The sequence below is a fragment of the Candidatus Accumulibacter meliphilus genome, from assembly GCF_036625345.1.
GTDB lineage: Bacteria > Pseudomonadota > Gammaproteobacteria > Burkholderiales > Rhodocyclaceae > Accumulibacter > Accumulibacter meliphilus.
In genome coordinates this window covers 208048-223854 of sequence record NZ_JAZKTZ010000002.1, presented here as the reverse complement: position 1 = coordinate 223854, position 15807 = coordinate 208048, and the positions used below count along the sequence as shown (strand labels likewise).

Below are 15807 nucleotides of genomic sequence, written 5' to 3'. Positions count from 1 at the left end.
CATGTCTCACCCCCAGGGCAGGATGACAGGAATGGATTTTTCCGGCGCCATCTCGATGGCGTCGACCGGGCAATACATGCGGCACAGATGGCAGATCTGGCAGTCGGCGGGGTAGGTGATCACTGCCTTGTCACCTTCCATGCGGATCACGTCGCAGGGGCAGGACTTGACGCATTCCTCGCAGCCGATACAGCCGTTGATGCTCGTGATGGTCATGGCTTTCGTTCCGTTTCGGGGGGGGGGGCGCTGTTTATTCGCGCCGTCTTGATCGTTATCGAATCACTGCCAAGCAGGGTTGTGGCGACAGCGTTCGGGCAAGCAGCCACGGGCCGGCGAGCGAATCCAGCGCGGCGAGCAGGGACGGTTGGATCAGCTTCATGTGGGCGCTCGGAAAGCTCATTCATGTCGCCATTCAAGTCGATCCAATGCGATCTCGGCGAGATCGAGTTCGATCTCGATCTTCTGCATGACGGCGTGCTCCAGCACACCGGCTTTTTGCAGTCGAACAAGCCTGCGCCGCTGCGCCGACAGCACGTTCATCGAGAGCAAACGTTGCGCCGCGAGGTCGCTGCGATGCGGGCAACTCTCGCTGGGTCGAGATTGCATGGCAGCTACCCGGCTTTCGTACAGATGCTTCCACGTCATGGTCCATTCGCGGACGGTCCTGGAGACGGCGGCAGCCGGGTCGGCCTCGAAGACTCTCAGTGCCGCCCGCGCGATCGCCACATGGGCGTCTTGTGCAGTCAAGAACCTCGTCGTGCCGATTGTCGGGCTGACCTTGAGAAACGCCGTCGCCACGGCACTTAGCAAAAGCGTTGCAGCGATCGTCCCGGCCGCCAGGAAGACGGCAAGATCGCGCCCCGGCAAGTCCGCGCCGGCGGCCGTGAACAGCGGGATTGACAGCGTTGCGCTCAGCGCCAGCGAGCCGCGCACGCCGCACAGGACGGCGACCATCACCAGGCCGAAGTTGGGCAGGCCTTCACCCGTGCGAGACTGGCGGCGCCGCGACCACGACGCGAGCAGCAGCGTCCACGCCATACGCACGGCAAAAACGGCGAGCGTCAGCAGCGCCACGTAGCCCAGGAGATGCGAGCGGCTGTAGCCTTCGACGCGCTGCAGCACCTGCGGCATCTCCAGGCCCAGCATCACGAATACGGCGCCGTTCAGCACGAGCGTCACCATGCTCCACATCGCAAGCCCGTTGAGCCGGGTGGTGGCGCGCAGGTGTCTGTGGTCGAGCACACCGCCGCACAGCCCGGCAGCCACGACGGCGAGCACACCGGAGACACCCAGCTTGTCGCCAGCCAGGAAGGCGGCGTAGGGAATCAGCAGCGACAGCGTCGTGTCGATCCTGACACTGTCTTGCGTGCCGAACATCAATGCGCGGCGCAGCGCGTGGGCCACCAGCGCGATGGCTGCACCGGTGACCAGGCCGCCCGCCGAGACGGTCAACAGGGAAAGGCTGGCCTCGCCGGCGGAGAAGTGCGACGTGACCGCGGCGGCCACCGCGATCTTGAATACCACCAGGGCCACCGAATCATTGAGCAGGCCTTCGCCGCTGAGCAGAACCCGCAACTGGGGCGGCAGCGCAATCCTGCCGGTGAAGTTGCTGACCGCCACCGTGTCGGTCGACGCGAGGGCCGCCGCCAGCGCGAAGGCGACCGCCAGCGGCATTTCGGGCAGGAGCACATGCACCCCAAAGCCGACGACGGTGATGGTGACCGCCACCAGTCCGATCGCCAAGCCGAGCACTGAACCAATCGATCGCAGAAGTTCCCGCTTGGGAACCTCCCAGGCCTCGATGTAGAGCAGCGGCGGCACCAGCATCACGAACAGCAGCGCGCTCTGTTCGCTCAGATCGTCCAGTGCGACGACCGATGACAGCGCGACGCCGCAGGCGATCTGTAGCACGGCCATCGGAACGGGCAGCCTGCGCCCGAGCGCTTGAAGTATCGCCACCACGCAGACGACGACGAAGGCCAATTCAATGTATTTCATGCAGGTTTTCCTGAAGGGACAGATGCGGACCTGATTCGATGCGTCCGATGGTGCTGGGCACCGCGCGCGCTCGAAAGGAGACGTTGCGCGTGTCGGGCGACGCGGTGATGGCGAGGCTGGGGCATTTGGGTCGCCCGCCGCCGCGGCTTCGATGGTCTGTGGACTGGGCGACGTCTTGGTGCCGTCAAGGCAGCTTCACGCCGCGCACACCCTTTTTGCGGCTATTGCCTCGATCCAGATGCGGCCCCATCTGGCGCAGGCGCGTCCTTGGGCCTGCACGCCAAGGCCATGTCCTGCTGCGGCGCGAAGCACGTTCCGGAGAGGGCGCCCTGGGGTCCGCTGAATTCGCAGGCGGCACCGCTGGCCAGTGACTTGCAGGCGGTGAGGGCCGCGGGTGGCGGGCCCTGTCGCGCGCCGCCGGCGGGTTGCGCCGAGGCCACGTTGGCGATCGTCATTGAGATGACTCCCGCCAATCCCACCGGCGCCAGTGCAGCGAGCAAAGTCATTCTCAAATTGGTCTTTCGCATCGGGTTCATCGTTGTGACTCCTTGATCGATCGTCGGCCCATGCCAACGTCGGGATGAAGTCTGCATGCCCAATGTGGAGGCAATGAGTGCGCCTCTCCGCAATTCGTCCACAATTGACGGTTCCCGTTGGCAACACATATGCACCGACGTCTCGTCCGCATCTTGTCGCTGCTGCTGTCGGCCGTGCTGCTGGCCGTGCTGGCCATCGGCGCCGTCGCTGCCTGGAATCTAAAGAACGGCTTTTCGGATTACTCAGGGACATGCAGGGTCGACATGCAGGGTCAGGTCTCGGTTGCGGCGTGGCAATGTTGTGTAGCTTGGCGGGTGGAACTCCCGCCTTGGTAGCCGCTGGCCACGGGCCAGGTATCGAGCCTTGCAGGTGTGGCGGTAACGGCACGCTTGATGCGTAGGCGCGAAAGCAGGCGAGGTGCAATGGACCGGCTGATACCCGGCCGTGAAGGTGAAGGAGTCCCGAAATGACCGCCGTGGAAAGGGCCGATGGCTTCAAGACGCCAGCAGGCTACAGTAGCGACGAGGCCTTGGCGAGTCGTCGCTACCCACCCGGGATCTTTGAGCCGTAGCGAGTTTGACATAGCCACTGCACAGTAACCAGGGAGACCCAAGCGTCGGCGCCGGGAAAGAACAGGCGCCCCCTCCGACAAGCCTGAACAGCGAGGAAGAGGGCGGTGGCGATTGGGAGTCGGAGGTGCCCGTAGTAGCGATGAACGCGGGTAATGCGGCGTGAGCGAAGGGGCAGCGGTTTGGGATAACGAACAGGGGGAGACATGCGGTTACGTCCTGCGCTGATTTAGAGCCCTCGGCCCAAGCTCTTCGAGGTTGAAACGCTGGCCGAGTCCCACGCTGCGACAGGAACATCTATCCCGGCGGCAGCGTGGGATGAAGGCGCTACCGAGGCGGCAGCGGCGGGGTCCGCCAGGGAGCGTTTCGCGGCCATCCGGCGATTGATTGTTTGCACCAACAGCAGCCGCCAGGCTGCCTGGGCCACCTGGGGCGATGCCATGCCGCGTGGCATCCTGTCGATATCGACCGCTGGCCGCCAGGGCGTCGCCAGTATTCACGCCAGGTGTGTGCGCTTTTACTCAGCGGTTCAGCGCCAGCGGTGCGATGCTGAAGGCCTTCAAATAGCCCAAGTGAGTGGCGTCGTGAAAATCCTTACTACCCTCGTCATGTCGGCGTCGCTGCTGTTGGCCGGGTGTTCAACGAACCAGGCCGGTTCGGAAAAGCAGGTGAGTCAAGTCTCCGTTATCTATCGCTCGGACCCTCCGGGGGCGACCTTGACCCAGGTTGACGGCAGGGTTTTTGGCCAGATGCCGGTAACTTTGAGCTACCAGGTATCGGATGCAGATAAGGCCAAGGGCGAGGCGACGTTTCTCGGCCTCACTGCGCACTGGCCGAGCGGCGCGAAAGACGCGTACCCAAAAATGATACTCCCGACGGGCAAACTATCGTCTGACATCGCCCGCACGGCTTTCACCTTCAAGCGGCCGCAAGATGCTCCCCATCTAAGGACGGACCTCAACCATGCGCGCAGCCTGCCGCCGCAAGCGGAACAGCTTGCCGCAGAGGAGGAGGCTTCCGAGGTACACCGCGCGCAGCAACAAGGTGAAGCGCGTGTCGCAAAGCAGGCGGCCGCCAAGGAACATCGCCGGCCACCAACGCGGAACCGGGCGTCGCAGCGCAGGAGGCTTCTGCGTTGGAAGGGGGCGCGTCAGATCTTCTTGTGCTTCTGAGCAGCCTGCAGCAACACGCAGAACAGCGTGCTGGAGAGCAGGAGGCTTCTGGGTCCGGAGGGGGCGGCTCAGCCCTTCTTGCCCTCGTGAATAAGCTGGCCGGTGTGTATCTGGAGGCGGCGAAGGCGGTTCAGCCGCAGATCGCGGGGACGAACTGCTCAGCCTCGTCTGGCGGCGTGATGGCCGACCTTGGATGTACGATTCGGTAATGATGGAGGTGTCGCCCTGCGCTTGTTGTGCGGGGTAGGTGTGTCGCCGTCAGCCGCCACCCGGAAACGCAAACCTTGTCGAGCGCCACGGCCCCTGAAGTGCCGCAGGCGCCGCGCGTGTGGTGTTGCTGGCAGGGTCGAGCGAATGAATGTCAGGTAGCGCATGGGTTTCGCGCTGCTTTCTGGCTTGCTGAAAGTCTTGTTATAGAAGGAGCACTACCCCAGCTCGCAATGACGGTGAGCGGGGGATGGGTGCCGAAAGTCTCATCAAGAATGCAGCACTCCACTAGAATGCTTCGTTGCCAGCCAAAGGCGGCGATGGCTTCTGGAGAAAGCGATGAATCTGCAGACATTCGATCTGAACGACATCACCCGTGAGCCCTCCGATGAACAACTCGATGCCTTGATGGAAGCCGTTGCCACCGAAGCACGCAGGCAGTCGCAGGTGGCGCGCGAACAATTGCTGATTCGCCTGCGCGCCGAGATCTCGGCGATAGAACGGTATTCCGGCAAGAGCGCGTGACCGAAGGCGCCAAGCCGCGCCGGCTGTCGTCGTCCAGTCCGCGCAGCGCGCAACCGAGATACGCGAAACCTTCTTGCGATACGGCGTCTTGGACGTGGCTGACCAAGCCGGGCGAGCTGCTGCTGGGCAAGCGCTGCGATGAAGGCAATCGTGAAAGGAGCCGAGCGCGAGCGGCAAGTCAGGACGCTTGGTCGCCTGGAACGGCAGTGCGAGTTGCCGATTGCCTGACCGTTACATCGGTCGATTATGCGCCTCTTGTCGTGCCTCGAAGACGACCGAAAATTCGGCGCAATCCGGTATGTTCTTTTCCGACAATCGCCTTAAACCCCGGGCTTTTTCCGGCGATGCTTACTGGTTCGAGCGCGCCTTGACATGACTATCTGGTTCGTCTCCCGCCACCCGGGTGCCGTCGCCTGGGCTCAGCGGCAGGGCATCGCCGTTGATCGGCAGCTCGCCCATCTCGACCCGCAACAGGTTGCTGCAGGTGACACGGTTATCGGCACCCTGCCGATCAATCTTGCCGCCGAGGTTTGCGCGCGCGGAGCCCGTTACTACCATCTCACGCTGCGCCTGCCGTCCGCACTGCGTGGTACGGAACTCGATGCCGACCAGCTTGAGCAGCTCGGTGCCTGCATCGAAGCCTACCTTGTCGAACGCCGCAGCCCCTGAAGTGCCGCCAGCGCCGCGCGTGTGATGTTGCGGGCCGGGTGGAGCGTAGGCATTCCAGCTACCGCACGGGGTTCGCGCTGCCTGCGGGCTTGCGCAAAGTCTCGTCATGAAAGGAGCACTAGCGCAGCTCGCAGGTCATTGCGAGGAGGCGAAGCCGACGCGGCAATCCAGAGGTTTGGCTCTTCGCGTGGCTGATACGGTCGAAAGTCAGCGAGAGGATGGCACCGGATTGCCAGCTCGGTTGCGCCTCCTCGCAATGACGGTGTCGGTCACGGTGACGGTGACAGAGTTGGTCAATAGCGGCGTGCGGGATGGAGCCGGGCGTGGCGTGGCGATGCCGGCCGCGCTGCGGCTGGCACGGCCTGGCGCCTGGCAGCCTGCAGGCTTGCCGCTCAGGCGATTGCCGCGGGCAGCCCGGTCCACACGATTCCCTCCGGCAAGCTGGCGCGCCCGATGCGGCCCTGAAAGCCGCGCGTGGGCAGCGGGTAGCAGCGCACGTCGTCGTCGGCAAGTTCCATCAGCTCGGCAATCTCGTCCAGGCAGCGCTCCTTGTCGGCTTCGCTGCCGACCAGCAGAAAGATGCTGTACTCGAGCGGCGCCGCGTGCTTGCACATCTCGCGATGGATGCGCTGCAAGCGGCGCGGGTTGCTGATGTCGTAGCCGATCACGAAGGCCTGCAAACTATTCGTCGAAGTCATCATCTTCGCCTTCGGCCAGCGTATCGAGGCCATCCGTAGCGAGTGCCGGCAGCAGCGCATGCGTATCCTTGCGCTGCGCGGGCGGCGCATCGACGGAACCCGATTGGGTGATCGCTGCCGCCACGTCGGACACGCTTTCGGTGAGCAGTTTGCGCAGCCGCCCGGCCAGCGGCTCCCACTCGGCGTAGTAGCGGGCGCGTCCCGCCTTGCCGAGGAGGCAGCCGCCGTCGGTCTGTGAAAAATCGTCGGCGCGCAGTTTCTCCGAGCGAAAGAGCATCAGGGTGTGCTGATCGATCTCGACGCGCAGTGGTTCGACCAGATCACAGGCGAGCGACTCGCGGCCGAAATCCAGCGCATGATAGAAACCGACGAAAGGATCGAGCCCGGCGCCGTACAAGGCCAGGACTGCCTCAGCGTGTAGCAGCGTGTACGAGAGCGAGAGCACCGCGTTCACCGGGTCTCGCGGCGGCCGGCGGTTGCGGCCGGCAAACTTCAGGCGCTCGGGCAGCAGGTCGGCGAAGCCCTCGAAGTAGGCCGCGGCACCGGCGCCTTCGAGGCCGCGCAGCGAAGCAAGCGAATGCTGCTCGTCCACCGCCCCGATGCAGCTGGCGAGTTGCCGCAGGGACAGCGTCAGCAGATAGCGTGAACGCGGTTCGCTGTCGCGGCGGAGGGTGAGGAAGTCTGCCTGTGCGCGCAGCTTGGCTTCGACGATGGCCCGCGAAAAACGCAGGCAGAAGTCGGCGTCGAGCGACAGCCGGTACTGCGCCACTCGCCGCGCCGCGTCATTGTGCGGACGACCGAGCAGCATCGTCGGCAGCGCCTTGCGCCCGGAGAGAACGACCACCCCGATTCCACGCTCGCCGAGTTTGCCGAGCAGCGACGACGACAGCGTCACGTCGCCGCGGATGAAGACCCGCGATAAGGGCGCCAGCGGTACGGTGCCGATGCGCTCGCCGTTCTCGTAGAACACCAGCGCCTCGCCGTCCGCCTTCAGCGTCACGCAGCGCCGGTCAACATACAGACTGGTCATCGTTTCTCCCCCCTCAAACGATCAGAAAAACATCCGTCACCGGCTGCGTCGCCCGGCCCAACATGTCGCGCCGCATGCGCGGATCGAGCTGGAAGATGTGTGCCCGGTCTTCACTTAAAGCGAGCAATTCGGCCAGCGTGTTGCGCACTTCACGAAGTTCAGCCGCGGTCAGCCAGCACTCGAAGAACGATTTTTGACCACCGACCTTGTAGCCCATCAAATACCGGTGCACCCGCCGCAGCCGCTTCGGCTCGCAGATGTCGTAGCAGACCAGGTACAGCGTTCGCGCCACATCGTTCATGTCGCCACGATAGGCCTCCGTGGCACTCCTGTCAGGTCCGGCAAGCTTGCCGAAAATCACTGATCGATACAGGCGGAAAAATGCAGCGGCGGCAATCGTCCGTCAATCCCTTTGATTTCAGGGCTGGTTACTGACAGCGCACGAGAAAGAATGCGAAGCTCTCAAGCAGGGTCTCAATCCCTTTGATTTCAGGGCTGGTTACTGACGCAGCGATTCGCGGAGGGAGTGGGGAGAAGGGAGGTCTCAATCCCTTTGATTTCAGGGCTGGTTACTGACCGATTGCTTAGGAGGGTAAGTCATGTTTAACAATGTCTCAATCCCTTTGATTTCAGGGCTGGTTACTGACCAACCTGGAGCTTGTCACCCTCAGCGAACTACATGCGTCTCAATCCCTTTGATTTCAGGGCTGGTTACTGACGCACCTATGGCGCGCAGTGCGACAAGACCTTCTGTCTCAATCCCTTTGATTTCAGGGCTGGTTACTGACGGGCGTGGATTACGCGTAGCCCACAGCTCTCAATCCCTTTGATTTCAGGGCTGGTTACTGACCGATTATGATAATGCGGTTATCCGCGAGGAGGGTATGTCTCAATCCCTTTGATTTCAGGGCTGGTTACTGACGTGGAGTTCAACGCTGCATGGATCGACGGCGCTATGTCTCAATCCCTTTGATTTCAGGGCTGGTTACTGACATCGCAAGCAATGCACGACGTTCCCAAGGGCGCGCAAGTCTCAATCCCTTTGATTTCAGGGCTGGTTACTGACGCACGACAATCGGCACTCTTACGGCAGGTAATAAGTCTCAATCCCTTTGATTTCAGGGCTGGTTACTGACGGTGATCAATACCTGCTATGGCGTGTTCGGGCTGTCTCAATCCCTTTGATTTCAGGGCTGGTTACTGACCTATGCGATGCGCCGGCTGGCTATTTGGTGGGCGTCTCAATCCCTTTGATTTCAGGGCTGGTTACTGACCCAGAAACGTGGAACATGGTCGTGAGTGCGAAGGCGTCTCAATCCCTTTGATTTCAGGGCTGGTTACTGACCCGCTTCTCTGCGAAACTTGCGCAGCTCGTCGGTCTCAATCCCTTTGATTTCAGGGCTGGTTACTGACAGAATCCATCCGCGAATTCGGCTTTACCAACCAGGTCTCAATCCCTTTGATTTCAGGGCTGGTTACTGACATTGTCGGTTATCATTAAGCAGCACGATAACCGTACGTCTCAATCCCTTTGATTTCAGGGCTGGTTACTGACTCCCGTCGAGACGCAAGACGAACGCGAGCAGCTGGTCTCAATCCCTTTGATTTCAGGGCTGGTTACTGACGGGTCGGCATGGCAACGTTTGTTCGGTGCAAGGTGTCTCAATCCCTTTGATTTCAGGGCTGGTTACTGACGAATAGTTCTCTCAATTGGAATTCCTGCCCTTGTCTCAATCCCTTTGATTTCAGGGCTGGTTACTGACCTCGAAAGTGACTGTCAGCTACGTCGTCGCCGGAAGTCTCAATCCCTTTGATTTCAGGGCTGGTTACTGACAGAGATGTTTCTACAATGTAACCACGAATCATAAGTCTCAATCCCTTTGATTTCAGGGCTGGTTACTGACCCAGCCGCCACACCCAGCCTCACCCGCCAATGACGTCTCAATCCCTTTGATTTCAGGGCTGGTTACTGACGGAGCTCGTCCGGTTCTCGGACACCTGCGGAAGGTCTCAATCCCTTTGATTTCAGGGCTGGTTACTGACGGACGCCGAGAATTGGCCAAAGCGTTTCTGGTGTCTCAATCCCTTTGATTTCAGGGCTGGTTACTGACAGCCGCAAGGGCGGCAAAGGCAGCGGCAACGAAAGTGTCTCAATCCCTTTGATTTCAGGGCTGGTTACTGACTCATGGCCAATCGCAAGGCTTAACAGAAACAAGGGGTCTCAATCCCTTTGATTTCAGGGCTGGTTACTGACCTCAGCAGCTTGTCGCTAATCGCGGTAATCGACGACGTCTCAATCCCTTTGATTTCAGGGCTGGTTACTGACCGCACCTACAGATTTAATTCTTGTGTTTCAGACACTTGGCGCTGGCAGTCGCGGGGTTTGTCGAGGCTGTCAGAGGTGTCTTCGGGGCGGTCCCGGGCCAACTGGTATTGGCCGAGCCCGAAGCTTGCTTCCTTGCCGACATGCAGCCATTCCCCGAGTTGCAGGAAAGGGGCGAACGGTGCCAGGGGACCTTCGAGCCGCCAGGTGCCGATGACGCCACCGAGACTCATTTTCTGCTTTTGCCGGGACGAAAAGCGGGTCCAGTCAAGCCAGGTCAGACGCTTCTCTTCGCGGATCAGTGCAGCGGCTGTGCTGAGCGTCGTAAAGTCACTGGCCAGCGGGCCGTGAGCATGGAATTCGGCGAGCAGGCTCGCACGCCGGGTCAAGGCCATGAGCAGCGTGCGCGCGTGCAGTTTGTCGGGGGGCAGCGCGCGGCCGTTGTGCTGCAGGCGCAGCGGTGTTTCAAAGTGGAGCACGGCGGCGCCGGGCGTCGCGCTGTCGTCCGTGCCTTTCAGGACAACCGTCTGCGCATGCGTAGCGATCGTTCCGATTTCAGGGCGGTGAATCTCGTGCTCGCCGGCATCACCGCAATGGATGACGCGGCGCAGATCCGCCGTTCCGTCGCCGGCGCCGACGCCGCGCGCGAACGCGCGTCGCCAGGCCAGGATGATCAGCGGCAGTTCCTGCAGCGCCTTGCCGATCAGCACCTGGTGGAAGATCAGCGTTTCACCTTCGGCGAGCACGCGGCTGCCCCATGCCGGCGGTTCGATGACGTAGGGCACCGGCAGCTGCGAGAACTGCTGCAGGCGGTGACTGGTCGGCGGGGGCGGCGCGAAGACGGCTGGATACGGGCAGGAAGCGATCAGCGGGCAAGCGGCGCAATCCTTCTGCCGGGTCATGCACGCAAGTTGGCGCAGCGCGTGGCCGAAAGCGCCACGCAGCATCGAGCCGGCGTAGTCAGGCAGACGAATCGGCTGCCTGACCTCGAATTCGAATCGGTAGCGGGCGACCGGGAAGGGGGCGGGGGGGCTCATGGATGACCCACCTTCAGGCGGCCGCGTACCTCCCGCCTATGGCTGTTCCCAAGTGTATTGCACGAGCGCTTCTGCCGACTCTTCATGGTGATTCGTGCCTCCAATTGGGCTAGAAAAGCTTGCGGCGTAGCGCGTACAGTTCGTTGCGCAGGCGGCTCTCGTCGGCCAGAATTTCGCCGATATCCTTTGTCCTCTCGTCATTTACCCGCACGCCGTGGGCGAGGGCGTTGCGAAGCTTCTTGAGTAGCCTGACTGGCGGCGCTTTTTCTCTTGCCGTTTCGTACGCTTCATCGCGCATAAACGCGTCGCGATCATCGAGTTTCTCGGTGTAGCAAGCCCGTGTCACGAAGGCCTCGTACATAAAGGTGGCAGCGCGCAGGTAATCGCGGCGTTGCAAGTAGGCATCGGCGAGCGAAAGCTCGCGACTGTGGCGGGTTGGTCCTCGATACCAGCTAATACGCTCCTTGAGCGTTTCGGTGAATAGCCCGCCGAGCGCGCCGTCGTGGGCTTCAACTGCCGGAAACACGCTCTTCAGCTTTTCACGAGCCTCGTCAGTGTTGCTGGTACGTTCCAGGTACGCTGCGTCCGCAAGTTTCCCGGCACGGCTCGCTGCCATTTGGTCTTTAATCAGCAGTGGTGCGAAGACGCTGTAGTCACCGTCCTTGTCGTAAGTGGCCAGTGCGTCTACCCAGTCGAGCATTTCCAGGAGACCTCGCAGCCGGAGTACCGGTGTCGGCTGGCCCGGCAGTGTCATATCGAGTGCGCCGTAGAATAGCTCCTCGACCTTGACAGCGCGGACACGCGTCAAATAACGCGCGGCTACGAGCGCCAGCATTGGAAGATGGCGAAAGGCGTGCGTGATGTCGATATGCAGGCATTCGCCGGGCTGCACCACTGCCGCGAGTTGCCTCAGGACCTGGATCTGTTCGCCGGCGCTGCGCGCGTAACTGATCAGGAAGCAGTCCACAGGTATGCCGAGTTGTTCGGCGAGCTGGCGGCGCGGAACCTGCAGCAGTTTTTCATCGACCTGCCCGGCTTCCACCGCCGTCATCAATTCCAGCACGGTCTCGTCATCAACACCTTGCCGATCAAAAAAAACATCCCACATGCTGGCGTCTGTCCCGACCAGAATGAGGCGGTGAGGCCGGAGATATTCGGTCAGCGCCAAGCCAAAGAAAGCCTCGGTGCGCGTGGACCCATCGTCAAACTGGTAGGTTGCCGTTCGATAGCCGCTACCGGGTTTGGCGTTACCCATACCCTTGCCTAGGAAACTGATGAGGGTGGTCATGGTCGTGCTCCGGGTGGTGGGTCGTCTACGCAGATGCACATGGGCGGTCGCGCTCGCTTCCTGGCTGGCCCGACCGATTGTTTGGCGTCGCTCATGATTCCAGCGCCGCTCAGCCAGTCCTGGAACTGCTGCTTGCGTTTTGTTGCCAGGCCAGCCGGTCCACTTGATGACTTCTCGCAGCAGCGCGGCGGCCTCGTTGCGCGCGATCGGGATTGCCATTCGACAGCCTGCTGGAAAAGTTGCAAGTCGCGGTTCCTGGTCGATCGGCGACGAGCCGGCCTGGTATTTGCCGGTTGCCTTGGCACATCGAAAGCGCTGCGCAAGACGCGATGCTGCCACGGGCGGCTTCCAGTTCCTGGTCTTCCGGGTGAGAGTTGCGCGCGGCGCGCCGCCTCGGCTGCTTGCAGCCCGCTGACGCGTTGATCCTCCACCCGCCGGCGCTCTTCCACTGCCGCCAGGGTCTTCGGCCAGCGCGCCGTAGCCGACTGCGGTCTTGGCGCCGAAACCCAGCCAGGCGAAGGCGTGCGTCGATGATGCGGTCGAGGGTGGTCTTCCAGTCGGGGCAGTCTGCCGGCAGGCGCGCGGGATCGCAGGTCACGACGAAGCGGAATTCGGAGCGCGCGGGGACGGCCAGAAAGGGAATCGGATTGGGTTTGCCGGCGTCGTGTGGCGTGCCCTTGTTCTGGTAGTAGTCGCCGAAGTGGGGTGTCATGATCTCGACGACAGGCTGTCGCCGAACGGCTGCGGAAAGACATCCCAGCAGGTCAGCGCGCCGCGCAGCGCGTCGGCGCCCTGCAGTCCTGGCCGAAGAGCGCGTCGATCAGCGGTTGCGTGATCGCCGCATCGCCGTCGTCGCGAAGCTCGTTCGCCGCCTGCCGCAGCACGCCCTTGACGCCGCTGCCGGCGAGGTAGGGCAGGCCGTAGGGCGTGAGAGAAGGCGAAGCCGTTGTCGACCGGGTGTTCGAGCCCGAGTCCGGTGGCGAAGGGGCGGTCGACACGGCGTCGATGATCTGGCGCTGTTCTTCGGGAAGGGCTCCGGCGAGGGCCTGCTGGCGCGCGCGCAGCGCTTGCAAAACCGGGGCTGCGTCGCCCAGGGCGAGGCACTGCGCGCAGGCGTCGGCCTTGCCGTTCTTGGCGATCAGCCAGTTGCCCTCCTGCCAGATCTCGAAATAGAGGTTGAAGCGATGGCCGGGCGGGCAATTGCGGAAAGCCGGCGGCGCTTCCCGGACGTATTTGGGAACGGCAGCGACGTTCATCGTGCGCCCTCCACGGCGTCGGCGAACTGGCGCAGCCAGCGGAGCATGGCCAGCGTTTCGTCGGTGGCGCGCATCACGTCCTGCGCCTCCGGCGTTGAAAAAGGCATTCATCGCCGATGCGAAATCGGCGGGACGATCTGACGCTTCGCCAGCCAGCCGAGCACGTCTTCGAGAAGGACCGGATTGCGCGCGCTCGTTGCTGCCGGTGCGCGAGCGGTAGTAGGCCAGTGTGGCCATCAGCCCGTTGCCCATCACCAGTGCGGGAGCGCCCTTGACCATCTCGCGGTAGCCGTCGACCCTGGTGTTGCGGTTCGCACGCTCCCAGGCGTATTGCGCGCGTCGCTGGTCGAGGGTGTTCATCGCGGTCTCCCGCGGCGGCGTGGATGACGATCAGGCCGCGGCCGCTGGTGGCGTCGCCGCCGACCTGCAGCAGGTGGTCGTGCAGCCCGCGGCGCTCGCCCTGGTCATGGAGCACGCTGGCGAGCACGCGCTCGGCGTCGTAAAGGTCATCCCTGTCCGGGACCCTTTGCGGCGCTCGACGCTGGCGAGCAGCAGACCGGCGAGCAGCGTTTCGGGCGGCAGGTTCTCGGTGTAGAACAGCGCGCCGTCGGCCGCCGTACCGGTCTCGTCGTCGATTCTGACGTGCGCCTCGACGACGGTCGCATTGCGGACGAAGTGCCCGAAATCGGTGTCCGAGAGGACGACGAGGTCATTCTTCAGCTTGTTGCGGAAGAATTCATGTTCGTCGCCGGGTGGCAGGGCGTTCGCGGCCAGCCAGTCGGCGATGGCGGTGACCTTGGGTCTGCTGTCCCGGCGAAATCGAACACTTCGAGCAGCAGCCGCTTGTCGGTCAGGATGGCCGCACTGGCAAGCTGTGCGTTGCCTCGGTGACGGTCGGTACGGCCCATGTCGCAGTGCTTCCGGCGAGGCGCTTGAGGCGTGCCAGGGCGCTCGGGCAGGTGGCATGGACGAAGGTGTTGCGCAGCGAGCGCACCGGGAAGGTGACCAGCGTGGCATCGGTGAAAGCGATCGCGCCGGCATGGTCGGAGGCGTTGCGCTCGGGTCCGAACAGGCGGCTGATCAGCTCGCTGTCCTTCCAGGTGCGCGTGAAGTGGTGCCGCACCGCGCCCTTGAGGCCGGAGCCGGCGATCAGGGGTGGCCGGTATGGACTTCGCGCTGAATCGGGTTGTCGATGACGCCGATCGCCTGACCGGCGCCCATGTGCACGGGGCTGACGCAGGAGTAGAAAACGAGTTGCTGGGCTTCGAACATGGAGGTGGCCTTTCGTCGGGGATCAGGTTGCAGCGGTGGCATTGAATCGGCGAGTCGGGAGTGAAACAGTCACGCGTGTATTTCTCCTCCAAAGTCCGAGCCAGGCGCGGTTGAAACCTTCCGCGCGGCGTTGTCGGTCAGGATTATCGCCCCACAGCCCGCCGGCCACCCATTCGGCAAGCTTGCCGACATCGCCGGCGAAGTCGTCGAACCAGTACACGCTGCCGGCCGGGGCCACGCGCTGGGCGGTCTTGGGCTGCTGCCGGGCGAGATCCCAGCCGGAGATGGTGTCGAAGCGCGGGACGGCGGCGCAGGCGAGACGCGCCGAGAAGCCGTCGCCTTGCAGTCGGTAGTCCCCGGCGCCGCAGCGTGTGACCCTTCGGGCAGCCAGCCGCCGGCGAATACGCCAGGTGTCGCGAGGATGATCCGGAAGCGGCGGCTGGCGGCGATTTCTTGCCGGGGTACGACGGGTGCGGTGAAGGCAATTGCGCGGTAGCGTGCGCCCTTGCCGTCGCCACCGAGTCGCAGGTGACCTGATTTCGGCAACTGGCCACCGTCTCCCTCGCAGCCGACGAGGAAGCCGACCGGCTGGCGAGGGCGATCGCTTCGCTGGTATAGAGCGCGCCGTCGGCGGCCGTGCGCGAGCCGCTGGTCGAGAGCGATGCCCAGCCGGGTTTCGCGTTTGAAGAGATCCGCGCTGCTCAGCGTGCGCGCCGGCAGTTCGCCGCGCAGGTGCGCAGCCAGCCCGGCGGCGTCGAGCCAGCGGCCGGCCTGTGGCTTGGCCTGCCTGGCGATACGCAGGTGGGCGACGAGTGGCAGCTCGCCGCTCGCCATGCAGCCGGCCGACGGCGCTGTCGGCTGCAGGGAAACCAGCGGCGCGACGCGGGGGGCGTCGAAGGCAACGAGGTCGGCCGGCAGCGGCACGATCGCCTGCGGCGCGCCGGCCTCGGCGCCGAGAATCGCGAGTGACAGCCAATTGATGGCAAAGCTGCCCGGCTCGTCACGGCTGCCGAGCACCGCGCCCAGGTCGCCGGCCAGTCGGTCGCCGGCATGCGCGAAGCTCGCGAGTTGGCCGGCGTCCTTGCCGAGCAGCGCCGAGCGGAAGGCACCGGCAAAGAGCGACGGCCAGGGCGGCATGACGGCTTCGCCGTGCTGGCCGTCGCCACCGAAGGACTTGTTGCCGCGGATCATCAGCACGTCGAGCGGCTGAACGAAGTGGTAGGTGC

General features: G+C 63.3%; 14 protein-coding genes, 2 pseudogenes and 1 CRISPR repeat array. Of the genes and pseudogenes, 4 read left to right on the top strand and 12 right to left on the bottom strand.

Features of this window, described 5'->3' with window-relative positions:
* Positions 1–6: 6 nt before the first annotated feature.
* The 3 genes from V5B40_RS04515 to V5B40_RS04505 all read right to left on the bottom strand — a co-directional run bounded on the left by V5B40_RS04515 (position 7) and on the right by V5B40_RS04505 (position 2534).
* Entirely contained in the window at positions 7–216 is a 210-nt protein-coding gene (locus V5B40_RS04515) for a 4Fe-4S dicluster domain-containing protein (RefSeq protein ID WP_332353414.1), read from the bottom strand.
* A gap of 180 nt (positions 217–396) precedes the next feature.
* Positions 397–1998 carry a cation:proton antiporter gene (locus tag V5B40_RS04510; protein ID WP_332353413.1) on the bottom strand — a complete coding sequence of 534 codons (1602 nt, stop codon included), beginning with the start codon at positions 1996–1998 and terminating at the stop codon, positions 397–399.
* Between the two features lie 221 nt (positions 1999–2219).
* Positions 2220–2534, bottom strand: coding sequence for a hypothetical protein (locus V5B40_RS04505; protein WP_332353412.1), 315 nt, complete (start codon positions 2532–2534; stop codon positions 2220–2222).
* Between the two features lie 1010 nt (positions 2535–3544).
* Here V5B40_RS04505 and V5B40_RS04500 point away from each other — a divergent pair.
* From V5B40_RS04500 to csx16, 3 genes are all read left to right on the top strand, one after another.
* A complete protein-coding gene (locus tag V5B40_RS04500; RefSeq protein ID WP_332353411.1) occupies positions 3545–4276 on the top strand; it encodes a hypothetical protein in 732 nt (243 codons plus the stop codon).
* A 546-nt stretch (positions 4277–4822) separates the two neighbouring features.
* The gene (locus V5B40_RS04495) at positions 4823–5008 is read left to right on the top strand and encodes a hypothetical protein (protein WP_332353410.1); all 186 of its coding nucleotides are present in this window, start codon (positions 4823–4825) and stop codon (positions 5006–5008) included.
* Positions 5009–5380: 372 nt separating this feature from the next.
* On the top strand, positions 5381–5677 hold the full coding sequence (gene csx16, locus V5B40_RS04490; protein WP_332353409.1) for a CRISPR-associated protein Csx16: 297 nt from the start codon (positions 5381–5383) through the stop codon (positions 5675–5677).
* 392 nt (positions 5678–6069) lie between these two features.
* Here csx16 and V5B40_RS04485 read toward each other — a convergent pair whose 3' ends face one another.
* From V5B40_RS04485 to cmr5, 6 genes are all read right to left on the bottom strand, one after another.
* The gene (locus V5B40_RS04485; protein WP_291996118.1) at positions 6070–6375 is read right to left on the bottom strand and encodes a CRISPR-associated endonuclease Cas2; all 306 of its coding nucleotides are present in this window, start codon (positions 6373–6375) and stop codon (positions 6070–6072) included.
* A complete protein-coding gene (cas1, locus tag V5B40_RS04480; RefSeq protein ID WP_291996117.1) occupies positions 6359–7405 on the bottom strand; it encodes a CRISPR-associated endonuclease Cas1 in 1047 nt (348 codons plus the stop codon). Before cas1 ends, V5B40_RS04485 begins: the two co-directional genes overlap by 17 nt.
* A 13-nt stretch (positions 7406–7418) precedes the next feature.
* Positions 7419–7766 (bottom strand): CRISPR-associated endonuclease Cas2, encoded by a 348-nt coding sequence (gene cas2 / locus V5B40_RS04475; protein WP_291996116.1) that lies wholly within the window; start codon positions 7764–7766, stop codon positions 7419–7421.
* Between the two features lie 39 nt (positions 7767–7805).
* Positions 7806–9731: a CRISPR direct-repeat array (repeat unit 36 nt; unit sequence GTCTCAATCCCTTTGATTTCAGGGCTGGTTACTGAC).
* Positions 9732–9736: 5 nt separating this feature from the next.
* Positions 9737–10765: a CRISPR system precrRNA processing endoribonuclease RAMP protein Cas6 gene (gene cas6 / locus V5B40_RS04470; protein ID WP_332353408.1), complete on the bottom strand. Its 1029-nt coding sequence runs from the start codon at positions 10763–10765 to the stop codon at positions 9737–9739.
* 109 nt (positions 10766–10874) lie between these two features.
* Entirely contained in the window at positions 10875–12053 is a 1179-nt protein-coding gene (gene csx2, locus V5B40_RS04465) for a TIGR02221 family CRISPR-associated protein (RefSeq protein WP_332353407.1), read from the bottom strand.
* A gap of 764 nt (positions 12054–12817) precedes the next feature.
* On the bottom strand, positions 12818–13669 hold the full coding sequence (gene cmr5, locus V5B40_RS04460; RefSeq protein ID WP_332353406.1) for a type III-B CRISPR module-associated protein Cmr5: 852 nt from the start codon (positions 13667–13669) through the stop codon (positions 12818–12820).
* Positions 13670–13688: 19 nt separating this feature from the next.
* Between cmr5 and V5B40_RS04455 the strand changes: the two genes are divergently transcribed.
* Positions 13689–13904 (top strand): hypothetical protein, encoded by a 216-nt coding sequence (locus V5B40_RS04455; RefSeq protein WP_332353725.1) that lies wholly within the window; start codon positions 13689–13691, stop codon positions 13902–13904.
* A 35-nt stretch (positions 13905–13939) separates the two neighbouring features.
* Here the strand turns inward: V5B40_RS04455 and V5B40_RS04450 are convergent.
* The 3 genes and pseudogenes from V5B40_RS04450 to V5B40_RS04440 form a co-directional block, all read right to left on the bottom strand.
* Positions 13940–14275: pseudogene (locus tag V5B40_RS04450) on the bottom strand (hypothetical protein); the annotation flags it as partial.
* Positions 14160–14549, bottom strand: coding sequence for an RAMP superfamily CRISPR-associated protein (locus V5B40_RS04445; protein ID WP_332353706.1), 390 nt, complete (start codon positions 14547–14549; stop codon positions 14160–14162). The pseudogene V5B40_RS04450 and the gene V5B40_RS04445, both read right to left, overlap by 116 nt.
* 54 nt (positions 14550–14603) lie before the next feature.
* Positions 14604–15772, bottom strand: a pseudogene (locus V5B40_RS04440) (type III-B CRISPR module-associated Cmr3 family protein).
* Positions 15773–15807 lie beyond the last annotated feature (35 nt).